This window comes from Vibrio sp. 811 (genome assembly GCF_033339195.1).
On record NZ_JAWOUB010000001.1, the window covers coordinates 720,318 to 743,680 of the forward strand.

The following is a 23,363-nucleotide window of genomic DNA, read 5'->3' on the forward strand; positions in this document are numbered from 1 at the left end:
GCTAACCATGTTTAATGCCATCCATCACGTCGCGATCATTTGCAGCGATTACCCAAGGTCAAAACGCTTTTACACTGAAGTGTTGGGATTGAAAGTCATTGCTGAAAACTATCGTGAAGCCAGAGACTCCTACAAGCTTGACCTCGCTTTACCTGACGGTAGCCAAGTGGAACTGTTTAGCTTTCCGAGCGCACCAGAGAGACCGAGCTTCCCTGAAGCACAAGGGCTACGACATCTCGCATTTTTGGTTGATGATGTTGAACAGGTTAAAGCCTACCTAGCATCGAATAACGTTGAAGTTGAGCCAATTCGTATTGACGAATTCACAGGCAAAGCGTTTACCTTCTTCCAAGACCCAGATGGCTTGCCACTGGAAATTTACCAGAAATAAAAAGAGCCAGCACTTCGCTGGCTCTTCTACTATTCCACTCTTTGTCTGTTACTAATTCAACGCTGTTTTCAGCTTCCCAACGCGGTTGAACAACAGCCAATCCAGTGCGAGAACCGTAACAATTGCCAAACCGCCCATCGGGAACGCCAAGCACAGTACGACTAACGTTGCCAAACCAAGCTTCCAAATGCCATCTTGCTGAAACTTAGGTGGTGCGCCCAATGCGGCACTGCGACTTGGTCTACGAATCCACCACATCACCACACCTGTGATTGAGATTAAAATGAACGCCAAACAGAACACTACGTTGAGCACTTTGTTAACCACACTGACATCACCTTGATGCAATGACACACCTGCCGCCATGAACTTGGCAAATAGGCTGTAATCTTGCCACGTGACATCCACCAACAAGCGACCGGAATATTGGTCAAAGTGGCTGGTGCGATCTTGTCTTGGGTCGGAAATATCGCCGCCCATAGAGTTAGCTGCAACGGTGTAAACGCCCGTCTCAGAGCGTGGCAAAAACAGCTTATAGCCAGTGAAGCCCATCATTTCAGCCTTGAGGATGATATCATCAATGGAGAGCGCATCATGACTGCCTGCGTATGCCATCTCTTCCTTCATATTGGCATGATCATGAGCGTGCTTATCTTTCGATTCTGGCACAGCAGCAAGCTCTAAGTTCCATGGCATCTCTTCTGATGCACCATGATTCAGGTCTTTGTGTGTCAGTGTCGACTCTGGTTTCTCACCCCATGTGTAATAGGTTGGGAAGGTATTCCAAGCTTGCACCATTTTCGCGCCCCATATCCCAGCCCAAGACAGACCTGAAATCAAAAAGAACAACAGAACAATTGATAGCACACCACCTAAATTCGCATGCAGGTCACGCATCAAAATTCGAGGGCCATTGTTAAGGCGAATTTTCAAAAAGCCGGCGCGGCTGGCGTTGTCTCTAGGTAACCAAAGGTACAAACCAGACACCAACAGTAAAATCCCCAGACTTGCGGCGATTTCAATTAAACGGTCGCCTAGGTCGCCGATGAGCAAGGTGCCGTGAATGCTGTTCATCAGTTCATAGATGCTGTCACCACGATTAATGGTGCCCTGTACGTCTCCTGTATAAGGATTTACTGCAACAATCAACGAGCTGCCTTCTTGGTTTTGAATCGAGAATCGGTTGGCAATATCGGCCGTTTTAGCAGGTACAAATTGAGTGACATTAAAATCGGGATACGCCTGCTTTACGGTTTCTAATTGTGCAGAGACAGGAACCATGTGCTCTTGTGGTAAAACTTGTAATGTCGCTTCGTATCGAGCCAGTTCGATTTCGTCATCAAACAACATCACCAATCCCGTGAGGGAAAGCATCAGCATAAATGGAATGACGAACAAACCTGCGTAGAAGTGCCATCGCCACGTCATAAAGTAGATGGATTTTGCGCGTGAGGCTTCCTTGAGTTGAGGCTTTGCCGAGTTTCTCAACATGTGTATTTTCCTTTTTTCATTGTTGAACACCCAAATTCAGTCAAACGCATCCTACACATACGCATTCGTATGCGGCGTTATTTGACTTAGATTTGGGAGTACCACTGCTCGAAGTGGCAGTGTTGCTGACTATATACCCAAGTGACTTCAAGATGCTGGATTCAGAGCGTTGTCATTGATTCGAGTGCAAAGAAAACAACGCTGTGTAATAGACAACTCTTTCCAAGTTGTTTGAAGCAACAATCGGAGCAATGACACGCTCCCGAAGGGCGAGTTGCCTTGGCTTGTATACTTTGTTGTCGATATCTTGATTTAGACCCACTAGACCTTTAAATCGCCGCCGCGTCTACAAACCAAGTCATTCTCGCTGAACCAAGCATCTCGAGGTTACTTGGGTATCGTGTAATTGTTTTTGTTATGAGAAAAGGGAAACTGGCGGCGCTCTAGGAACTGGTGTTTCAAATCGCACACTTAGAGCCAAATAAGCGTAGCTGTCAGAAGTCACCAAGCTCTGTCTTGAAAGTATCGGTGTCGTTGGAAGTGTATCGTGATGAAAAGTCGAGAAGTGGCTAAACGGACAAGGCTTGCCTTTGTGGCTGACCGAATTGTCGCCCTCTTCTATTTGGACCAACTCAAATCCGTTAAGCGTACATAGCGTCGCCCACACGCCCATGCTGTTACCATGAGCATTGATAACAGGCATCAGCGTCACTAGCACCCAACTGAGAGCACTAGCAAATAACATCGAGCGGTAAAAGGGAATTAATCTACGCATAACGGTGACTTAACAAATTTCACACAGCGTAACCAATTTTGAGTGATAGCTCAAAAAACAGTATCAATAAGTGGTTGCTACCTCACAGGTTTTCTTGAATGCATCGATTGACAGGCGCAAAAAAGCCCGCCGAAATGGCAGGCTGATAATGTGTTCATTCATTACTTAGAGATAACGCGTAATCCACTGCCACGAGCAAATGCTCCGCTCAGTAGATAATTAGCCGAACAACTTGCTCCAAATGCTTGGATTGCGCTTGTCGTGGTACTCTTCACGAAGGCTATCGATTTCACGCAGTTGGTCTTTTGCTTCTTGTAGCTTGCCCGCATCAAGATCCGCTTCAATCTTATCTAGCGTTACCGTCAGCTTGTTAAAGCCTTCTAAGTAAGTATCAAACTTCTCTGGTGGGTAATTACCACGCTTAGATTGTTCAACAATCGCTTGCAAGCTATCAATCGCAGATTTCATGGTTTCGACATCAGATGCTTCTGCCGCCTGTTTGAATTCCATCTTCATCTGTTTCATGTTTTGTTTTAAATCAACCGCTTCTGCCATTGCGTATGTTGAGCCAAACGCAATCGCACACCCTAGGACTAAAGGACGTAACATTTTTCACTTCTCCATTTATAGTGCCGAATTCTGTGTCGGCTTTATTCACCCAAATAACCTACGCCATAAAAGGCGAAAAACTAGCTTAGTTGAGTATTTCCGGGTCGCAGTGTAAAGCAATCTGGCGTCGGGTGCATACCTTAAATGTAATCAAGTTTATGCGTTGAGAATGCTGTCATATTCTGCAATTGGTTTACGGCCTCTCAAAGCTAAGAAAGACAAAAACTGCTGAGCGGTGTGAGTAATCACTTTCTTGCTATCAATACCCACTTTGTCCATTAACTCTCCAACCAACTCCAGATTACCAACATCGTGACAGAAGTGCGCGTCACTGCCCGTGGTGAAGAAAACACCGAGATCTTTCCCGATTTGTGCAATCTCGTGGCAACGGTCTACGCTGCCTACTCGGCTGTTGCCTTTCAGCGTGGTGTTATTAATTTCAATCGCGACATTGTGCTCTTTCGCGCACGCTAAAACGGTCTGAAAATCAAAGTCGAAATTTGGATTACCAAGATGACCGAGCGCATCAATACGACCACTCTGAATGACATTAACAAGTGCTTCCGTGTGAGTTTGCTTGTTTGCAGGACGAAAAACGGGTTCATGAAAACTCGCGATCACCCAATCTAAGTTGCGGTCCACACTCAGTGGAATATCAATGTCGCCTTCGGTATTCATAATGTTAGATTCAACGCCACGAATAATCGCAACGCCTTCAAGAAAGCGAGGCAGAATTTTCTGGTTAGAGAAGAACCAGTAATGAGGCGCACCCGGCATTGATTCTGCGTGATCGGTCGTGCAGAACATATCCAGCCCGTTCTCTTTTGCCAACTTTGCATTTTCAATCAAGGTACTGTACGCGTGACCACTGGCGTACGTATGTGTATGGGTATCAACTTTAAATTCCATCATCCACTCTCTTAGGTGCGCTATCTTGCGTGCTATTGTATACCTTCAGGCAACGCATCGTCAGCCCAAGATAAGCAAGAACCCTAAGCTTGCTCTTCACTAATGGCTTTTATCAAGGGTAAGGCTTTTTCCCATCCGTGATTAAACATGGAAACAAAGTCATTGTGAGTATGAATGGTAACATTGAGTAGTAAACGATCGTTGTTGGTATCGATCTGGTAGATCTCTCGCGATCCGATCCACCTAGATGCTAGGTCAGCATCGAGTTGTTGACGATTATCCGGATTAAAAATGGCAACATGATGAAATTCAAGTTTTTGAAGGGGTAGCACCGTATCTATGATCGCCCTTGTCCCGCCCATATCTGGATCAAAAAAAGTGATGCCACCTCCTTCTTCCCAAGCTCCTTCAAATTGAGACTGCGGTGAAAAGGCTTGCGCCCAACGTTTATACAACTCAACATCGGTTAGCACTTCCCACACTCGTTGCGGTGTCGCCGAAATTTCGACGTAATAATTTAGCGTAAGCATGATTTCTCTCCCTGAACCTTTCTTGACGCTAGCCCATACTCAGGAAAAATCAAACCACACGACCAATTTATCTACCTGCCCCCTTCATTTTCCGACAGACTAAGAAGTTCTCGCTTGTAAACCGCCACTGCGATGCGCCTTAAAGCGAACCCAACATGTGTTCAGTATGATTGCGAGCACTATTAAACTCATCCCAACAATTTGACTTTGACTCATTCGGTCTTCAAAAAACAGGCTCTGCCAAACCGCAGTGAACAATAAGTTAGTAAAAATGAGTGGTGCAAGTTGAGAGCCACTGCTTGCCAGTTTATATGCTTTGGAGCGAAAAACTTGGGTGTTAATGATCATCAGAGACATCATACCGATCCACAGCGTATTTGAAGAAATCTCAGGCGCCATAACACTCATATTAAGTAACACGTCGAAGTCGTTAAACAAAGTTAGCGGCAACAGAAATACGGCAGCAAAACCAAACGCCCAAAAGTTGATTTCTAGCGGCGACATATTTGTTTTACTCACTTTATATAACGTAAGCTGAGAACCAGAATTGAAGAGTCCACCAGCCAAGCCGAGCAATAAATCCGCTCGCCATGTAATCTCACTTCCACCGCCCGCCAACATAACCACACCAGTGAACGCCATTGCTAAAGCCGCCAATGTTGAAACACGAATGCGCCCCCTCATGAACAGCTTTTCAACCAAGGGAATAAATAATGGGCCAGTAGCAAACAAAACGACCCCCTCAACGAGCGTTAACGTTTGTAATGACGCGATAAAGCAAAGTTGTGACAAACCGATACAAAGAGCACGCAATAAAATAGGCTTTAGCGTGCCCGCTTTAGGAAAGGTAAGGTTTTTCACACGAAGTAAGATAAGCAAGATAAGCGCAGGCACTAAAAAACGTAAGAAGCTAAATAGTGTGACGGAAAGTTCGCCTGACAACTGCTTTGCTAACAGTCCAGTAACAGATAAGCTTAACGTAGACATCAACATGAAAAGGATAGATTTATTTACAGCATTCATTCAATACTCCTTAATATATGGAGCATTTTAAAAGACATCACTTATCGTAAATAGCGAGTAATATTAACCATTGATGTAAGAAAAACTTACAGTTTAACTTATCTATCACCAGCTACGGTTTTTAAATTATGCGGAAACTAGTCCCCTTAAAGTCCATCTACGCATTTGTTGCAGTAGCTGAGTCTGGCAGCATGACAGAAGCAGCACAGATATTAAGTGTGAGCCACTCAGCCGTAAGTCAGGCAATTAAATCGCTGGAGAGTCAAGTCAACAAGCCTCTATTTGATCGCATAGGCAGACAAGTTCAACTCAACGCGGACGGTAAAAAGTATTACAGAAAGGTGGCACCCGCTTTAGAGCAAATTGTCGATGCAACGGAAGCACTCATCCAAGATCAGAACTTGCAGCGTGTTACGCTCAATATGGTGAATTCATTGGCTCTTCACTGGTGGATTCCTCGAATGTCAGATTTACAAGGGTTTGCTCCTCAATTAGACGTTCGTTTATCAAACCTGTCTGGCAGATTCAATTTAGAACAAGAAGGTATCGACGCGGCCTTGGTGCATGGAAATCCCGAAGAATGGCAGGATTACTACTGCGAAAAGCTCAGTGAAGATGAACTGGTTTTGGTGTGCAGTCCTGAATTGATAGCGAAGACCAAGGACTCAAACATCACTCAACTCTTAAAGCAGTATCCCATCATTGAAGTTACTAACGAACGAAGAAAAAATGACTGGAACGTGTGGCTGGACGCGACGGGTATCCAGCGACCTAAAAATAAAAAACCAATCACTTTTAACATGTCGATACAAGCCGTCCAGGCCACAACTCGTCGTTTGGGGTTATTGGTCACTCATCGCTTGTTTGTGAAGGATGACATCAAATATGGTCAGCTAATCGAGCTGGGTGAACCCGTCATTAATCCTCATCAACAGCTTTACTTTGTATGCCCGCCACACAAGCTAAAGCTTGAATCGTTTCATCTGTTGCGATCTTGGCTACAACAATCATTCAACTATTAGAAACTTTTGTTAAGCACATTCACTGAAAAACTAGTATAAAGTTAGAAGAGCACTTTTCATCCAAGGATGGTTTATGAAGCAGTATCAAATATGGCTAAGCGCACTCTGTTTTGCAGTATCTTTGAGTACGACCGCTGAAGTAGAAAATGATAACCGCCTTTCAGAACAAGGGATCTCTACGGCAATTATTGGGGGTCAGCAGGCTACCCAAAACCAACTTCCTTTTTTTGCACGTCTTATTCTACATAAAACTGGCGCTAATCAGTTTGCCAATATTTGTGGGGGAACCATTGTAAACGACCGCTTCATTTTAACTGCGGCCCACTGCGTAGAACCAAGCGTTTTTACTGATGGCTGGACAATCAACGATCTACGAGTGCTAGTCAAAAACCCTACGATGAATGACGTGTTTGTTGAAGAATTCAAAGATGTTCGCTCTATCACGATTCATCCTGATTATGTGCCTAGCGATTTATGGATTAATGACATCGCTGTCCTTGAATTGACTAGACCTATCACCGATAACGTCCAATCCATCACTTTACCGCAAGACTTTGGAGACTACAGCAGCAAGTCAGTTTATCAGATATTCGGTTTAGGTCAGACCTCAACCAATGATGAAAGCTCCCCTAACTATTTACGCTGGGCAGAAGTAAAACCCCTTACCGACACCCAATGCGCTTCGTTGGTAACAGGGTTTAACGCTCAGGAAAGTTTATGTGCGAATGGATTTCCTGAACGAAGCTACACTGGCATCTGTCGTGGTGACTCAGGCGGTCCTCTCACCTATCAAGACAATAATGGCATGTATCAGCAAATTGGCATTGTGAGCTACGGTTCTTCAGTTTGCGAATCCGCTGCGATTCCAAGTGTGTTTACCGAGATTTTGAACTATGCAACATGGATTGAGACCCAAACCAGCTCAGGTGTAAAAACCAGTTATAACGCCCTCTTAGCAAGTTCGGAAGATTATCATAGCGAAGGGGACTCTGGCTTTGAGCCTGTCGATACCAACACATCTGGCTTTGGTAACAACGGCAGCAGTGGCGGCGGTGCTCTCGGATCAGGGTTGATCATGCTTGGAGGCTGGTTTGGTTGGCTAAGACACCGCAGAAATTATTCGCGCTCCTAGTAGCGTCAACAAGACATCATAATATCTTGCGCTTAACGCGAGAGTTAATGATGTCTTCAATCATCTTTTGCTCTTTTTTCGCTTTTTCATAGTTCTGCTTAGTACGCCAACGTTCAAGCACTTTTTCTAACCCTTGAACGCGTGCGTGCTTGTGTTCTAGCGTTTTCTGTACAGATGCACATTCCGCTTGCATAACGGCTTGCTCTTGCTCGTGGTGACGAAGCATTCTTTGTAGCATTTGGTCAACACGATTAAAGTTCATCAAAGCCGCGCTCGTCAGCGTCGGGCCGGTTCGGGTTGATTGTCCAGCGTGGCCTTTCAACGCCGACAACTGTTCCAATTGCATTGAAAGATGGGAGTGACGCTGACGCATGGCATCAAGTTGTTGACCCACACGGTCACGCTGTTTTTCTTCCATTTGCTGTAACTTGCCTACGGCTTTTAACTTGGATTTCATTTCAGCCTTGTCACTCCCATTTGATTAAGCACTTTGAAAAAGCTGCGCGAGCTCGGTCAAACTGGTTGGGTAATCTACAGACTCGTTGGCAGCTTGTTGTAGATATGCACGCAAATTTGGATACATAGCAACAGATTGATCTAACTCAGGATCTTGTCCTGGTTGATAACCCCCTAATGGCAGTAACTCTTTAACCTGAAGGTAGTTGGAGTACATTTGACGGAAGTTATTCGCAATCGTGCTGTGTGCGTCCTGCGTACAAGTATTCATACAACGGCTAATAGACGCGTTGATATCTATCGCGGGATAATGCCCTTGCTCAGCCAGTTGACGCGATAAAACGACATGCCCATCTAAGATGGCGCGCGCGGAATCCACGACAGGATCTTGTTGGTCGTCCCCTTCTGCCAATACGGTATAAATTGCCGTTAAGCTACCATGTTGATTTTCACTGTTACCCGCTCGCTCTAGGAGTTGAGGTAACACGCTGAAGACTGAGGGCGGATAACCACGAGAAGCTGGAGGCTCACCGAGCGAAAGAGCGATTTCGCGCTGTGCCATGGCGTATCGGGTTAGAGAGTCCATCAGAAGTAGAACGTCTTTGCCTTGGTCTCGGAAATACTCTGAAACGCGATGACAAAGTAGTGTCGCTCTTAACCTCATTAGCGGGGATTCATCAGCAGGAGCCGCGATAATGATCGCTTTCTTGCGCGCTTCTGGGGTTAAGTTTCTCTCGATAAACTCACGTACTTCTCTGCCTCGCTCACCGATAAGCCCGACCACAATTACATCGGCCTCCGTGTTTTTGGTGATCATCCCCATTAACACACTTTTACCGACGCCACTGCCAGCCATCAAACCAATACGTTGGCCTTTGCCTACCGTCAATAGTCCATTAATCGCACGCACGCCTACGTTGAGTGGTGTATCAACTGGGCGTCGCTTCAGTGGGTTAATCGGTTTTGGTTCAAGTGAAACTCGCTCTCCCCCCTTAAGCGGTGCCCCGTCATCTAACGGCTCACCTAAACCATTCAGTACGCGTCCTAACCACTGAGAGCTTAGCTGCACGGTACTGTCACCATCAAGAGGGATGACTTTTGCACCTGCAAACAGACCGCCTAAACGGCGGATAGGCATGAGGTAAGCAATAGTGTGTTCAAAGCCCACAACTTGCGCTTCGATCATATCGCCTTCCGCGGTTTCTACGAGACAACGCTGCTCAAGCTTAAACCGACACCCTACGGCTTGTAACATTAAGCCGTTTACTTTTATCAATCGCCCTGTTACGCGAGCAACAGGGATTGAATCGAGCGAAGCCAAGGCTTCGCTCAAACGCTCACTTAATAGTTCATGGCTTAGGGTATTACTCATGCTCAGACTCTACCTGTGGAATACTGACTTCATCCAAAAGGTGTTGCTTTACATTGTCCATACAGGCTTCCAAACGAGAGTCGCAGCTCGCATCCGCTTCTGCGTCATCAGTCACTAACTGACAGCCACCAATAGGAAGCTCCGTATTAGGGACCAGTTTCCAAGATTGCGGCAAATCAGCATTGATGTGAGTAATGCGCTCTAAATCTTGCGGATTTAAATGCACAGTTACTGTTTCCGCTTTACCAGGCATGGCAGACAATGTCTCGTCCACCAAAGCTAGGATCTGCTGAGGCATTAAAGTGAGCTCGGCACGAATCACTTGCTGAGCTACCTTTTGTACCAGTTCACAAATCATATGGCGTTGTTGCTGTTCTTTTTCATCTTGCCAACGAGAAAGGGCGTGAAAAAGTTCATTGACAGGCTTCGCCGCCTCCAAAAAGCCTTGCTTTCCAGACTGCTCACCGGAAACAAAGCCTTTTTGGAAACCTTCTTTTTGGCCTTCCAACAGACCTTGTTGCTTGCCCTGTTCGATACCTTGGCGTAAGCCTTCCTCATGTCCTTGTTGCAAACCTTGTTGAAAACCTTCTTCAAGTTGCTGTTGGATATCTATTTGAGGTTCTTGCCAGCCTTGGTTATCTAGCCCGAATTCGTCTTCGATAGTCTTAGGTTGCGCTAAAGGCGGAAAACGGTGTAAACGATACCCGCTCGGAGGCAATCGCATAGTACTTGATTTTGTCTCTAGCATGACCTTACTCCACCGTTGGCTCTTCATAGAGAAGCAGCTGAACTTCACCAGATTCATCCAGCTCACGTACCATTTGCATGATGTCTTGACGTGCTTTTTGAACTCGACTTAACGCAACAGCGCCGCGTGCGTCCATGTCATCTTCTAGCGCTTTCACCATACGTTGCGGCATTGAACGCTTAATAGCTTGTTGTAAGGTAATATCGGAACCTTTTAGCGCAACTGCCCACAACTCTAGCGGGATTTGCTGCACCAACATGTCCATAGTTTCTTCGCGTTGTCGGCCAAGAACCATAAAGTCGAACATGTTTTCTTCGATTGCATTAACAACATCTTCATCATGCAACTTCAGCATTTCCATCAATGAACCACGGTCACCTTCAAAGCGGTTAATGATATCTGCTGCTTGCTTAACACCTGATAACGGCGTGCTTTGACTTGCGGATACTTTTTCGATGCAACGCTCAACGAGTTCATGCAAATCAACGGCAACTTGATGATCGATATCTTGCAATTGAGCAATACGGAACAATATTTCGTCATGGTAATCTTGTGGCAAGTGCTTCAATACCGCTGAAGAGCTGTCCGCTGGCAAATACGCTAGAAAAATTGCTTGCATTTGTGGGTGCTCATTCACAATGAAACGAGCGAGAGTTTCTGCTTCCACCCACTGTAAGCGCTGCATATTGTTGCGAATTTCATCGCCATATAAGGTATTTAATAACCCTTTTGCCAAATCGTTACCCAACGCTTTGCGCAATGTATTAGATAGGTATTCCTTAGAGGCTCCTCGAATACCGCTGTGCTCACGGAAATCTTCAAAGAAAGTTTGAATAACACCACGAGCAGAATCGCTCTTAATGCCATTTAACTTCGCCATTGCACGAGTCACACGCTGGGTTTCATCACGGCTAAAGTGTTGCAAAACCTTCGCTGCGGCATCCTCGCCCATGCCTAATAGCACGAGCGCGGTTTGTTCAACATAACTAAGCGTCTGCTTTGATAGAACTGTGTTCATTGATGTTTACCCATTGTTTCAGTATTTCGGCTACGCGCTCTGGCTCTTCATTAGCAATAAGCTGTAGGTGTTTCAATTGAATTTCTAATGGCGAACCTGCTGGTGGTAGCATGTCGCTGTTTACATCTAAACCTGAAGAGGCTGAGATGCCTTTTTCAGATAGGCGGCGATCAAGTACTTCTTCATGCTCGCGCTCTTCACGCGTTTGCAAGTTTTCGTAGTCAGGTTCTTCCTGAGGCTCAGCAAAATTTAGCTCAGGCACAGGTTTATCAACGCCAGTTAGGTGCATGATTAATGGACGCAGTACGAAGAAGATCATCGCCAAGCCTAACAAGCCACCAATAACGTAGCGTATTGGCTGCTGTACTGTAGGGTCTTGCCACCACGGCAGTGCAGGAGGAGCATCAATTTCAATTGGGGTGAAGTTGAAACTCATTAAACTTAAGCTGTCACCACGTGTGGCAGAGATACCAACAGCATCCATGATCATGTTTGAGATTTGCTCTTTATCGGCTTCACTCCACGCCACACCATCTGGCGAAGCTTTGGAGTTCAACAGAACCGATACACTAAGCTTTTCTATTTGGCCTTGTTGGTATTGAGTACGACGAACACTGCTCCCTACAGCATATTGACGATTCACTTCAGATCGCGCATTCGTGTTTTGGCTATCGTTCGTTTCCACTTCACCAGATCCTGTCACTGGCGGTTGGTTACTTAGAGAACCAGGAACACCCAACGCAATTTGATCAACCGAGTTGTTATGAATGGTGTGCTCATTACGCACAACCGGTGCGTTATCCAAAATTTCTTGTGTTTCTTCAACTTGGCTAAAGTCCAGATCGGCAGCGACTTGTACTCGGAAGTTACTCGGCCCCACAATCGGCGTAAGCATATCTGCTGCGCGTTGGATGATCTGTTTTTCAACACTCTTCTGGTATTCAAGATATTTCGCATTTACTTTACCAGCTTCCGCAGAAGCGACATCCGCACTAAGAAGACGGCCATACTGGTCAATGACAGAAACAAATTCTGGCTTCATTGCCGTGACACTGCCGACCACTAGGTTAATGATCGCTTCAACTTGTTCAGGCTTTAAGTCTTCACCAGGTTTGAGCTCAAGCATGACAGATGCTGAAGGATTCTCACTGTTTTGGCGGACGAATAGAGTTTGACGAGGTATTGCTAAATGAACACGCGCGTTCGCTACTGAGTTCAAAGACATGATAGTACGTACTAACTCACCTTCTAAACCATGACGATAACGCGCTGTTTCCATAAATTGGCTCGTACCAAGAGAGCTATCTTCCTTGAGCGAATCCAAACCTGTCGGCAGCTTAGCTTTAACACCTTTTGATGCAAGCAACATGCGCACCTTCGCAACCTCACCTTCTGGTACAAGAACTTGTCCATTTTGCTCTTGCATGCGGTAGCTTACGCCTTCGCTTTCTAATACCGACACAATTTCGCCGATATCAAAACGCTCTTGCTGGCTATAGAGCGGACGAAAGCTCTGCGAGGAACTCCATAGTGCAACCACAATAATCGCTGCAACAATCGCAGCTAACACCGCAGATAGCACTAAGTTTCTCTGACTGCTAGACCAGATTTGCTTCAGCTTCGTTGTCACATCGTCCATGCCGTTGGCAGTAGAAAATGTCTGTGCTGTGCCGGTAGCCATAGCTGTGTTTCCGGCGACTTGGGGGGTTAGTTCTGACATGAATTACACCGGCATCTTCATAATATCTTCAAATGAGGTCACGACTTTGTTGCGCACTTGCATCAAAGCATTAAAGGACAAGCTGGCTTTTTGGCTCGCGACCATTGCACCAACTAGGTCATCACTTTTTCCTGTTTCTACGGCCGTCATTTTTTGACTAGCCACTGATTGATGTTGATTCACTGTATCCAACACATTTGTCATCGCTTGTGAGAACGATAAAGGTGCGTTTAGTGATTGTTGATCTAAAGGATTTGCACTCACGATAAACTCTGGCGGCTGCACTTGTGCCTGCATCGCCTGCATTTTTGACAACATAAGTTGCTCTGCCGAGACCGCATGAGTAGGTTGACTTGCCATCTATTTTTTCTCCTATTAGGCAGCCGAGCCTAGTGCCGACTGTAAATCAATACCATGTTCTCGCATTGCTGCGAGCTTGTAGCGTAGCGCTCGAGTAGAGACTCCAAGCGCGTTTGCGGTTTTCGTTCGGTTTCCACCAAACTGACGTAACTTTTCCAAAATAAACTGATATTCAGCTTGCTTCTTCGCTTCTACATGACCAAAACTTGCAGTTGGCTCTGCTGTAGGAACTGACGCGACAAGCTCAATAGGCAGCATCAGGTCATGGGCTGTAATGTAATCACCATGACGCATGACCAAAGCGCGTTGAATGACATTTTCCAACTCACGAATATTGCCCGGCCAGTGATACTGACTCAGCGCACTAATCGCATCTTGGGATAGGTGACAGCGGCTGCTATCTTGATACTTTTCAATAAAGAATTGGCTAATTGGTAGAATGTCCTCTTTTCTTTCACGCAAAGGCGGCCAGTGCAGAGGCAGCACATCTAATCGATAATAAAGATCTTCACGGAACGTGCCTTTTTGAACTTCCTCACGTAAGTCTTTGTTGGTTGCCGCAATAACACGAATATCGAGCTGAACGGCTTTATGGCTACCAACACGTTCTACTTCACGCTCTTGAAGGACGCGTAACAATTTCGCTTGAACCGCAGGTGACATTTCACCAATCTCGTCAAGCAGAATCGTCCCGCCATTTGCTTCTTCAAACTTACCGCTTTGAGAATTTGTCGCTCCGGTGAACGCGCCTTTTACATGACCGAATAGCACAGCCTCTAACATTGACTCTGGAATGGCGGCACAGTTAACCGCCACAAATGGACCATTGATACGCGGAGAGTGCTCATGCACATATCGCGCCAGCACTTCTTTACCCGTTCCCGATTCACCTGTAATAAGCACACTCGCGTTAGTACATGCTGCACGATGCGCCAATTGCAGAACTTGTTTGCTTCTCCAAGACTCCGCAACAATGTTGGCCATTGGCTTACCTAACGCTTCAACACGTTTAAGCAGATTAACCAACTGATTAGATTCAAATGGGCGTAATAGATAATCAGTAGCGCCCGCTTTCATCGTCTCAGCAGCCAAGATGCCTTGCTCTTGGTCGACAATCGCAATAACAACACCCGAATTTCGCTGCTTTTGGTGACACGCGACAAACTCACGAACACACATATCCGGCAGCGTAGAGCTCACTAAAGTGATTTCTGCTCGCTCTTCAAGCAAAGCGCCTCGACCAGTACGAGTGTGTTTCGCGGTGTAACCTGCATTTTGCAACACATCCAATACTGGTTGAGCAAGAGCTTCATTTGGCTCAACCAACAAAATTTTCGTTTTCGTCATCATTGAACCTTAACTTTCGTTTGTTGATTTTGTGATTGTAGATCTGGGTAGTGTTTCGCAGCCGTATACTCGTTGTCCCTCACTAAACGTAGGGTGACACGTCGGTTTTTTGCTTGGCCATTAACCGAGTTATTGCTGGCAATTGGGTAACGTGAACCATGAGCTCGTGTTTCGATCATCGACTCGTCGACCCCAAGCTCAATCAAAGCATTGGTGACTTGCTCTGCTCGAGTACGTGACACAGAAAGGTTCGTTAAACTTGAACCAACGTTATCGGTGTGACCGTCGATGAGGATTTTGGTCACTCGATCATCCACAGATACATAGCTATACAGCGCTTCTAGTGTTGCTTTCTGTCCACGACTTAACGTCTTCTGACCAAACTCAAATGAGAGCGCCATATCCCTTGCCTCTGAAAAAGACAATTTAGGCAATCGCGCGCGACACGCATTAAACGATTTCAATGCGTTTTGAATTTGAAGAGTAGGAATCACAATCTCTGAAACAGAGGAAGCATTACTTCCTTTAAGTGACAGCGTCACCCAACTACCCGAAGCAATTGAATCCATGAATTCTTCAGCGCCTTTATTAAAGATGAAACGCTGAGACGGCTTGGTAAATTCAAGGGAGCCAAATTCTTTTCTATAAAGCTCATCACTCCAAGGAGCATTTTGAGTTGTTAAAGCAATCGTTTTCCATTTATTGTTTTCATATTCTATATCGGAAATAAAATAGAATTTATTATTAGGTTCCGCTAGGAAATAAAACTTCCCATAGTCATTATTTGATTGCAACAAGTTGCATTTGAATTTATTTCCCTCATATGTCCATTTAGAGAGGTCCATAGGGATTGTTAAGACTTCTTCTGAATATGACACTTTTGAAAAAATAAAACTGATAACAATAATTGTGTTACAAATTATCAAACGGACATGATTCATGTATATCTTACATTCCCATGACTTAAACCGTTTAATTAAATATGCCACCAAGCCGAGAGAACTGGCATAGCTAATCATTTTAATTACCTATTCTGAATATTAAAATTGGTTACAAAACGCTCAAGAGAGCACGCTTAGCCTCCAATGGAAGCTTTAAGCATAAAAAACAGTATCTTATAATTTATTTATTTGAAGTTGTTGTTACGCCATAAAGGCAATTTAAAAAATCTATAACAACTAAAACGCTCAACATTGTTATTTTATTTATTAAGCGATTTATAAAGAAAACTAACTCTTTTTAAATTTCATTAAAAGATTATGACTATATGAACAAAGCAACATGTGAACTAAAGTCACAATCTTAGAGTTTGGAGCTAAAAGATCATTAAAATTTCTGTGTAGACTACACGCCATTAAGTTAAAACACTTTCGATTGTTAACGCACGGTAAAATATAAATGGAAAATAGAGTTAGCGAGCCTATTTCTGATAGTCAACTACTTGATGTAGAATTATTAGGCAAACCTATTCATATCATTCGTGAGAAGCTCGATAATTTAATTTCAGAATCTTGCTCAAACCTTACGACTGAATTACAAAATTGGCTCAGCACAGGAAAAGTGGAAGCTAGCTTAACCTCAGTAGACTTGCACCGCTTTACATCGGTTGAGATGGACAAAGAGCAAACGTCGACCTATCAACATCAGGAAGGCGGCATGGTATTCATCCATGGTAACCCCCACACGCTAATAAAGTTGGCTGATAGATTTTATGGTGCAAGTGCAGAGCGTTCAGCCGCTACTCTGACGGCCAGTGACTTACGTTTACAAGAGCGCATCAGTCGAATCATCATCGGTTGGCTTGCTCCTGGTGAAATGTGGGACACGGGTGAGTATGAGACCCCTAGAGGTATTGGCATTAACGTTCAATTAAACATTGCGTTTGACGATCATCAAGGCTCAATTCATCTCAAGCTAGATGGTCATCTTATTCAAACGCTAATCGAGCAGCTTGAACTGCAGCCTGATACCGATTTGTTTCAACCTTTCTGTCGTTCTTTAGAGACGACCCCCGTTCGACTGAACGTTGTTCTAAGTAAAAAGAAGATGCCTTTAAGTGATGTGGTTGGCTTACAACCCAACGATATTTTACCTATTGAGCTTCTTAACACGGTTCCAGTAAGCATTGGCAACCAATCTCTATTTACAGGTCGTATTGCCGAGCAAGACGGCCAACTTGTTTTGATCTTTAACCCTGATAAGGAACCGCAGCGATGAGCGAAGCGCTAGAAACTAATGCATTCGACGCAGAAGAACTGAACTTTGATGATTTTCAATTAGAAGACTTTGAAGCCGAAGATACGCTCCAACAAGAACCAGCCACTGCGGAACGTGACCTTAGCTTTTTCAAAAGCATTCCTGTCACAGTCACGCTGGAAGTTGCGAGTAAGGAGATCCCACTTGGGGACTTAATGAAAGCGGGTGAAGGCACGGTTATCGAGTTGGAAAAGCTCAATGGCGAGCCTTTAGACGTGAAAGTAAACGGTTCTCTTATGGGCCACGCTGAAGTTGTCGTTGTCAATGATAAGTATGGACTTCGTCTGATCGATGTACATGACTCTGCATTGAGTGGCGTTGGTCAATAATCTTAGGTAGGCATCACAATGAAAAATCTGAGCGCTTGGCACCGTTGGTTACCTCTTTTGGTATTGGTGTCACTTTTGTTTGCTTTCCCAACAATGGCGGCTGACAACGGCTTAACTATCTTGTCCGTTTCTGATGGCGACACACAACAAGAATACAGCGTTAAACTGCAAATTCTGTTGTTGATGACGGCGCTCAGTTTTCTTCCAGCATTTATTTTGATGGCGACGAGCTTTACTCGAATTGTCGTTGTCCTTGCGATTTTGCGCCAAGCTCTTGGTCTTCAACAAAGCCCACCTAACAGAGTGTTGGTCGGGATCGCTCTCGCATTGACGTTACTGATTATGCGCCCTGTCTGGAGCGATATTTATGAAAATGCGTTTCAGCCATACGACAACGGCGAAATCACGCTAATACAGGCTTTTTCTGTTGCAGAGAAACCAGTGAGAGAGTTCATGTTGGCACAGACGCACCAAAGCTCCCTTGAACAAATGTTACGTATTGCCAATGAGCCTCTCGACCAAAACGTTGAGGATATTTCATTTGCCGTTGTCTTGCCTGCATTTGTCATTAGTGAACTGAAAACCGCCTTCCAAATTGGTTTTATGCTTTTCATCCCGTTTTTGGTCATCGACTTGGTTGTCGCCAGTGTCCTGATGGCAATGGGTATGATGATGCTATCACCTTTAATTGTCTCACTTCCCTTTAAGTTGGTGGTATTTGTACTCGTGGATGGTTGGGCAATGACAGTTGGCACCTTATCTGCCAGCTTCGGTTAACTAGGAGCAGTTATGACCCCAGAACTAACCGTAACGTTATTTTCCGATGCAGTATGGCTGATCATTTTGATGGTTGCCGTATTGGTTGTTCCAGGCTTAATTGTCGGTTTGTGTATCGCCGTATTTCAGGCTGCCACACAAATCAACGAGCAAACACTCAGCTTTTTGCCACGTTTGCTCGTTACCTTATTAATGGTGATTTTTGCAGGTCACTGGATGCTACGTAAGATCATGGAACTGTTTGATTTCTTGTTCCACAACATACCAGGGATGATTGGCTAATGGCCATCACATTTGCAGAGCTCTCGGCGATACTCGGTCAACTCTGGTGGCCGTTTTTTCGTGTGGGAGCCGTATTTATTTCAATGCCTTTCTTTGGTGATGCGATTATTCCTGTTTGGGTTCGTACTTTACTGGCCCTCTCGATCGTTGTCATTACTGGACCGTTAATGCCACCCATGCCACAAGTCGAGTTATTCTCTATGACTTCCCTGTTCCTTGCTTTTGAGCAAGCTATTTGGGGAGTAATGTTTGGGTTAATTTTGCACATGCTCTTTAACGTTTTCACCATGCTTGGCCAGGTGATTTCTCTGCAAATGGGCTTAGGTATGGCGATGATGAATGATCCTATTAACGGGCTTTCTGTCGCCATTTTGGGACGCATATTTCTGATTTTCTCAACCTTATTGTTTCTCGCGCTAGAAGGACACTTACTCGTCATAGATATCGTGATTCAAAGCTTTGTTGTTTGGCCAGTCGGATCTGGTATCACATCGCTTTCTCTGCAAGGTGTTGTCAATATTTTCGGTTGGATGTTTGCCTCTTCACTAGCTTTGGCTTTGCCCGCTATTGTTTCCATGCTTCTAGCCAACATCAGTTTTGGTGTAATGAACCGAGCCGCACCATCACTTAATGTCTATGCGTTAGGTTTTCCTATGACGATGCTGCTGGGTCTATTCAGCGTATTAATCTCAGTTTCTGGTGTTCCTGGTCGCTACACGGCGCTCGTTCACGACACCATTAGACACTTGAGTAACTTTATGTTGGGGGGAGCATGAGCGATCAATCTTCTCAAGACAAAACTGAAAAAGCCTCACCGCAGAAGGTAAAGAAAGCCCGCCAGGAAGGACAAATTCCTCGCGCGAAAGAGTTTACTACTGCGGTTATATTTCTAGCGGTGGCGCTCTACTTTTACTCTCAGCTTAATAGTATTTGGGAAAGCATGTCGGGGATCTTTCGCTACAACATGATGCTGACGCGAGCCGACCTAGAAAATCCTAAACAACTTGTCGAGCAATTGGGACAAAGTTTAGCGGTCATCATCGACATGCTATTACCATTGTTTACCGTCATTATTATCGTGACCTGTGGTAGTAGCCTTGTGCTAGGCGGCTGGATGTTCCGTCCAGCGAACGTGATGCCAAAGCTGAGCAAAATTAATCCTTTGAGCGGGATAAAGCGCATTTTTTCGACCCGCTCAGTGGTTGAGCTCTTAAAGTCGACGTTCAAAGTAGCCGTCATCTTCGGCATCTTATATGGCTATTTAGACAACCACTTACAGCCATTACTTGGTATGCAAAACCTCCCACTAAGCCAAGGTTTTTCTCTAGTAATGTCAATTCTGTTTGAAGGCTTACTCTTAATGGGCTTCGCCTTGTTGTTATTTGGGGTTATCGACATTCCTTATCAGCGTTGGGAACACCTAAAAGAACTCCGCATGACGAAACAAGAATTGAAAGAGGAATTTAAAAATAATGAAGGTCGTCCGGAAGTAAAGCAACGTATTCGTCAAATACAGCAACAGTTTGCGCGCCGTAAGATCGATAAAATGGTGCCGACGGCTGACGTGATCATCACAAACCCAACGCACTACGCAGTCGCACTGAAATACGAGCCTTCGCTTTCTGACGCGCCCTTTGTCGTCGCAAAAGGCGTAGACGAAACTGCTATGCACATTCAACGTATCGCCCGAGAAAACAAAGTGGAAATCATTAACTCCCCGCCACTTACCCGTTCGATTTATCACACGACGGCGATTGAACAAGCAATCCCAAGCCAACTGTACATCGCAGTGGCACATATTCTTACTTACGTTTTGCAATTGAAAGCCTTTCGTAAAGGTGAGGGAAAAGAGCCAATTCCTTTACCTCATTTTTCGATTCCAAAACATTTGCAGCACTGATTAACCCGCGTTTATCCAAGGACACGAAAGTATGCTTAACCGGTTAAAACAACTTCAAACATCAACCAAAGGCTACGTTGGCATTCCAATCGTCTTGCTAATGATATTAGCAATGGTGATTCTTCCTTTGCCTCCTCTGCTACTGGATGCGCTGTTTACCTTTAATATCGTCTTAGCAATCCTAGTATTGCTGGTCAGCACAACCGCAAAGCGACCATTAGATTTCTCTGTTTTTCCAACTATTTTGCTGGTCGCAACATTATTACGTCTCACATTGAACGTGGCTTCTACGCGAATTGTACTCCTAGAAGGACATAATGGTGGTGACGCAGCGGGTAAGGTCATTCAAGCATTCGGTGAAGTCGTCATTGGCGGTAACTACGTCGTTGGTATGGTGGTGTTCGTCATCTTGATGATCATCAACTTCGTCGTAATCACCAAAGGTGGTGAACGTATTTCTGAGGTTTCAGCCCGCTTTACGTTGGATGCTTTACCAGGCAAACAAATGGCAATTGATGCCGACTTAAACGCTGGCCTTATCGATCAGGAAACGGCTCGCTTACGCCGTAAAGAAGTCGCCAACGAAGCCGATTTTCATGGTTCGATGGATGGTGCATCAAAGTTTGTGCGTGGCGATGCCATCGCAGGTTTGTTGATTCTGTTTATCAATATCATTGGTGGTATTAGTATTGGTGTCTTCGAGCATGGACTCGCTGCGTCTGACGCCTTTAAAACTTATGCCCTACTCACAATCGGTGATGGTCTAGTTGCTCAAATTCCTTCACTACTATTGGCAACGGCTGCCGCGATTATCGTTACGCGAATTAATGATAGCGATAATGGCATGTCGGAAACCATGCAAAAGCAATTACTGGCAACTCCTGCAACGCTATTTACTGTCGCAGGTATTATGGCGGTAATCGGTATGGTACCGGGTATGCCACACCTAGCCTTTTTTGCGTTTGCTGGCGCATTAGCGTTCGCAGGGTGGCGTCAAACCAAGAAGCCAGTGCAAGACTCCCAGATTGAAGAGGTCGAAGCACTTTCACAAGCGATGCAAGACGATGATACACCGCTGACATGGGATGATATTCCTCACGTCCAAACATTATCACTTGCGCTTGGTTACCGACTCGTCCATCTAGTCAACAAAGAACAAGGGGCTCCTTTATCACAACGTATCCGCGGTGTGCGTCGAAACCTTTCTGAACAAGTTGGCTTTTTATTACCTGAAGTTCGTATTCGTGACAACCTAAGCCTCAAGCCAAACCAATACACAATTTCTCTAAATGGCGAAGTCATTGAGCAAGGTTTTATTGAACCAGAGCGTTTAATGGCGATAGCGGTTGGCGAAACTTACGGTGAGGTAGATGGCATTTTGGGTAGCGATCCTGCTTATCAGTTGCCAGCTGTGTGGATTGAGCATCAAGATAAAGCAAAAGCACTTAATATGGGTTACCAAGTTGTCGATGATGGCACTGTTATTGCCACTCATATTAGTAAAATCATGAAGACAAACCTTGCAGAATTGTTTACGCACGACGATGTGGAAGCAATAACCCAGCGTTTGACACAACAAGCCCCGAAACTAGCAGAAGCATTAGCAGCAGCACTTAATCCAGCGCAGCAGCTGAAAGTATATCGTCAGCTTTTATTGGACCAAGTGCCGCTAAAAGATATTCGCACGATTGCCAACACAATGTTGGAGTCCGCGGAAAATACAAAGGACCCGATCCTACTTGCATCTGATGTGCGCTGTGCACTAAAGCGTACGCTTGTTAACTTAATTGCAGGACAAAAGAACGAGTTAAATGTCTACGCACTGTCTGATGAGCTAGAACAAATGCTACTAACTTCACTGCAACAAGCACAATCTTCTGGTACGGTAACACTAGATAGCTTCCCAATTGAGCCAAACATTCTTGGTCAGTTCCAACAAAACTTGCCATTGATCAGACAACAGCTTAAGCAACAGGGGCTACCTCCGATCCTTCTCGTTATGCCACAGCTGCGCCCTCTTCTAGCGCGTTACGCTCGTACATTTACACAAGGGCTGGCAGTATTGTCTTACAACGAAATCCCAGAAAACAAACAAATCAATGTGGTAGGAAACCTTGGTTAATCTTATTTCAACACATGCGATGTACGAACATTTGGTTGGTCTCGCAGTACAACATATCGTCACGGATGACGATCAATTAGTCTTTGATGCTTTAAAACACAATGATGTCCAACACGCATGCCAAGCAATTAGGGAAGCTCAATCAGGGGAAGTAGAATTCCAACACCTGACGTTGAGATTTGGTATGCGTGGAGAACAAAGTGTCTATCAATTCAAACTCTCTGAACAAATGCAGTACTGCCTGGATTTGTTCAGTCTTTACCTTGCACTAAGACAAACACAATTTCAGTTAGAAGCCTTTCATCACGACTTGATTAGTAATGTTGTCGTGCCGATTCGCGTGGATGCATTACTGTGGGAGCCTGGGGTTTATTTTCTCGAACAGACTATTCAGTTCCACTCTTCTGCTTTTCAACATGTGATTCCTTCTCTTCAAGCTGATGAAACGTTATGTGATCGTGATAAAGTCGCCACACTCACCAAAAAGTTAAAAGAGAATGCATATTCACTTTGGTTTGAAGTCGCGACATCGCAAGTGAACTTCGAACGCGTCGCAGACTTTAGTCCCGATATGATCAAATTGTCAGTCACACTAGAGGATAAAGAAGAAAGACACGCTTTCCTACCTATTGCTAAGTTCTTAAGAAAGCATAAATATACTTGGGTTGCCGGACGTGTAGCGAGTCAAACGGAACTTAACCGTTATCGTTTATTGGGTGCCAGTTATTATTTTGGTTATTTCAGCGATATCCCAACCTCTCTCTCCTTTCAGTCTTTTGATGAGGAATAGTTGA

The 23,363-nt window shown here is 44.8% G+C and carries 25 protein-coding genes; 11 read left to right on the forward strand and 14 right to left on the reverse strand.

Translation table 11 applies throughout. The features are described from left to right. Positions 1–7: 7 nt before the first annotated feature. Positions 8–391, forward strand: a complete 384-nt coding sequence (locus R7Q46_RS03105) for a VOC family protein (protein ID WP_213871264.1) — start codon at positions 8–10, stop codon at positions 389–391. Positions 392–442: 51 nt separating this feature from the next. Here R7Q46_RS03105 and R7Q46_RS03110 read toward each other — a convergent pair whose 3' ends face one another. The 6 genes from R7Q46_RS03110 to R7Q46_RS03135 form a co-directional block, all read right to left on the reverse strand. Beyond that, a complete protein-coding gene (locus R7Q46_RS03110; RefSeq protein WP_318077283.1) occupies positions 443–1,882 on the reverse strand; it encodes a PepSY domain-containing protein in 1,440 nt (479 codons plus the stop codon). A 415-nt stretch (positions 1,883–2,297) separates the two neighbouring features. Then, positions 2,298–2,657 carry a hypothetical protein gene (locus R7Q46_RS03115; protein WP_080276971.1) on the reverse strand — a complete coding sequence of 120 codons (360 nt, stop codon included), beginning with the start codon at positions 2,655–2,657 and terminating at the stop codon, positions 2,298–2,300. A gap of 219 nt (positions 2,658–2,876) precedes the next feature. Further along, the gene (locus R7Q46_RS03120; protein WP_005375067.1) at positions 2,877–3,266 is read right to left on the reverse strand and encodes a cytochrome b562; all 390 of its coding nucleotides are present in this window, start codon (positions 3,264–3,266) and stop codon (positions 2,877–2,879) included. Positions 3,267–3,422: 156 nt separating this feature from the next. Beyond that, positions 3,423–4,175 carry a phosphatase gene (locus tag R7Q46_RS03125; RefSeq protein WP_033906857.1) on the reverse strand — a complete coding sequence of 251 codons (753 nt, stop codon included), beginning with the start codon at positions 4,173–4,175 and terminating at the stop codon, positions 3,423–3,425. A gap of 83 nt (positions 4,176–4,258) precedes the next feature. Beyond that, entirely contained in the window at positions 4,259–4,705 is a 447-nt protein-coding gene (locus R7Q46_RS03130) for an SRPBCC family protein (protein WP_005375065.1), read from the reverse strand. A gap of 99 nt (positions 4,706–4,804) precedes the next feature. Further along, a complete protein-coding gene (locus R7Q46_RS03135) occupies positions 4,805–5,728 on the reverse strand; it encodes a DMT family transporter (RefSeq protein WP_033906700.1) in 924 nt (307 codons plus the stop codon). Positions 5,729–5,856: 128 nt separating this feature from the next. On the opposite strand from R7Q46_RS03135, the gene R7Q46_RS03140 reads away from it, so the two are divergent. Both R7Q46_RS03140 and R7Q46_RS03145 read left to right on the forward strand, forming a co-directional pair. Next, the gene (locus R7Q46_RS03140; protein ID WP_033906699.1) at positions 5,857–6,750 is read left to right on the forward strand and encodes a LysR substrate-binding domain-containing protein; all 894 of its coding nucleotides are present in this window, start codon (positions 5,857–5,859) and stop codon (positions 6,748–6,750) included. Between the two features lie 73 nt (positions 6,751–6,823). Next, the gene (locus R7Q46_RS03145; protein WP_206958283.1) at positions 6,824–7,882 is read left to right on the forward strand and encodes a S1 family peptidase; all 1,059 of its coding nucleotides are present in this window, start codon (positions 6,824–6,826) and stop codon (positions 7,880–7,882) included. Between the two features lie 16 nt (positions 7,883–7,898). On the opposite strand, the gene fliJ is transcribed toward R7Q46_RS03145, so the two are convergent. From fliJ to R7Q46_RS03185, 8 genes are read right to left on the reverse strand one after another with little or no spacing between them, the layout of a single operon-like run. Continuing rightward, a complete protein-coding gene (gene fliJ / locus R7Q46_RS03150) occupies positions 7,899–8,339 on the reverse strand; it encodes a flagellar export protein FliJ (protein ID WP_005384016.1) in 441 nt (146 codons plus the stop codon). Between the two features lie 24 nt (positions 8,340–8,363). Further along, on the reverse strand, positions 8,364–9,710 hold the full coding sequence (gene fliI, locus R7Q46_RS03155) for a flagellar protein export ATPase FliI (RefSeq protein WP_053350026.1): 1,347 nt from the start codon (positions 9,708–9,710) through the stop codon (positions 8,364–8,366). After that, positions 9,703–10,458, reverse strand: coding sequence for a flagellar assembly protein FliH (gene fliH, locus R7Q46_RS03160; RefSeq protein ID WP_005375050.1), 756 nt, complete (start codon positions 10,456–10,458; stop codon positions 9,703–9,705). Before fliH ends, fliI begins: the two co-directional genes overlap by 8 nt. Before the next feature lie 4 nt (positions 10,459–10,462). Continuing rightward, on the reverse strand, positions 10,463–11,476 hold the full coding sequence (locus R7Q46_RS03165) for a flagellar motor switch protein FliG (protein ID WP_005375048.1): 1,014 nt from the start codon (positions 11,474–11,476) through the stop codon (positions 10,463–10,465). Continuing rightward, on the reverse strand, positions 11,445–13,196 hold the full coding sequence (fliF, locus tag R7Q46_RS03170) for a flagellar basal-body MS-ring/collar protein FliF (RefSeq protein ID WP_005384024.1): 1,752 nt from the start codon (positions 13,194–13,196) through the stop codon (positions 11,445–11,447). The genes R7Q46_RS03165 and fliF overlap by 32 nt, the downstream gene beginning before the upstream one ends. Positions 13,197–13,199: 3 nt before the next feature. Further along, positions 13,200–13,556, reverse strand: a complete 357-nt coding sequence (gene fliE / locus R7Q46_RS03175; protein WP_005375045.1) for a flagellar hook-basal body complex protein FliE — start codon at positions 13,554–13,556, stop codon at positions 13,200–13,202. 15 nt (positions 13,557–13,571) lie between these two features. Then, positions 13,572–14,903: a sigma-54 interaction domain-containing protein gene (locus tag R7Q46_RS03180; RefSeq protein ID WP_017820535.1), complete on the reverse strand. Its 1,332-nt coding sequence runs from the start codon at positions 14,901–14,903 to the stop codon at positions 13,572–13,574. After that, a complete protein-coding gene (locus R7Q46_RS03185; protein ID WP_170893960.1) occupies positions 14,903–15,922 on the reverse strand; it encodes an OmpA family protein in 1,020 nt (339 codons plus the stop codon). The genes R7Q46_RS03180 and R7Q46_RS03185 overlap by 1 nt, the downstream gene beginning before the upstream one ends. A 379-nt stretch (positions 15,923–16,301) precedes the next feature. Between R7Q46_RS03185 and R7Q46_RS03190 the strand changes: the two genes are divergently transcribed. Genes R7Q46_RS03190 through R7Q46_RS03225 form a run of 8 tightly spaced genes read left to right on the forward strand, consistent with a single transcriptional unit; the run spans position 16,302 to position 23,359 of the window. Beyond that, positions 16,302–17,120: a FliM/FliN family flagellar motor switch protein gene (locus tag R7Q46_RS03190; RefSeq protein ID WP_005375039.1), complete on the forward strand. Its 819-nt coding sequence runs from the start codon at positions 16,302–16,304 to the stop codon at positions 17,118–17,120. Beyond that, positions 17,117–17,488: a flagellar motor switch protein FliN gene (fliN, locus tag R7Q46_RS03195; protein ID WP_005375038.1), complete on the forward strand. Its 372-nt coding sequence runs from the start codon at positions 17,117–17,119 to the stop codon at positions 17,486–17,488. Before R7Q46_RS03190 ends, fliN begins: the two co-directional genes overlap by 4 nt. Before the next feature lie 18 nt (positions 17,489–17,506). Next, entirely contained in the window at positions 17,507–18,265 is a 759-nt protein-coding gene (fliP, locus tag R7Q46_RS03200; RefSeq protein ID WP_005375037.1) for a flagellar type III secretion system pore protein FliP, read from the forward strand. 12 nt (positions 18,266–18,277) lie between these two features. Next, the gene (gene fliQ / locus R7Q46_RS03205) at positions 18,278–18,547 is read left to right on the forward strand and encodes a flagellar biosynthesis protein FliQ (RefSeq protein ID WP_005375036.1); all 270 of its coding nucleotides are present in this window, start codon (positions 18,278–18,280) and stop codon (positions 18,545–18,547) included. Beyond that, positions 18,547–19,323, forward strand: a complete 777-nt coding sequence (gene fliR / locus R7Q46_RS03210) for a flagellar biosynthetic protein FliR (RefSeq protein WP_005375027.1) — start codon at positions 18,547–18,549, stop codon at positions 19,321–19,323. Before fliQ ends, fliR begins: the two co-directional genes overlap by 1 nt. Then, a complete protein-coding gene (gene flhB / locus R7Q46_RS03215) occupies positions 19,320–20,447 on the forward strand; it encodes a flagellar biosynthesis protein FlhB (protein WP_005375025.1) in 1,128 nt (375 codons plus the stop codon). The genes fliR and flhB overlap by 4 nt, the downstream gene beginning before the upstream one ends. A gap of 31 nt (positions 20,448–20,478) precedes the next feature. Then, entirely contained in the window at positions 20,479–22,569 is a 2,091-nt protein-coding gene (gene flhA, locus R7Q46_RS03220) for a flagellar biosynthesis protein FlhA (RefSeq protein ID WP_005375024.1), read from the forward strand. Between the two features lie 19 nt (positions 22,570–22,588). Next, positions 22,589–23,359 carry an EAL domain-containing protein gene (locus R7Q46_RS03225; RefSeq protein ID WP_005375023.1) on the forward strand — a complete coding sequence of 257 codons (771 nt, stop codon included), beginning with the start codon at positions 22,589–22,591 and terminating at the stop codon, positions 23,357–23,359. Positions 23,360–23,363 lie beyond the last annotated feature (4 nt).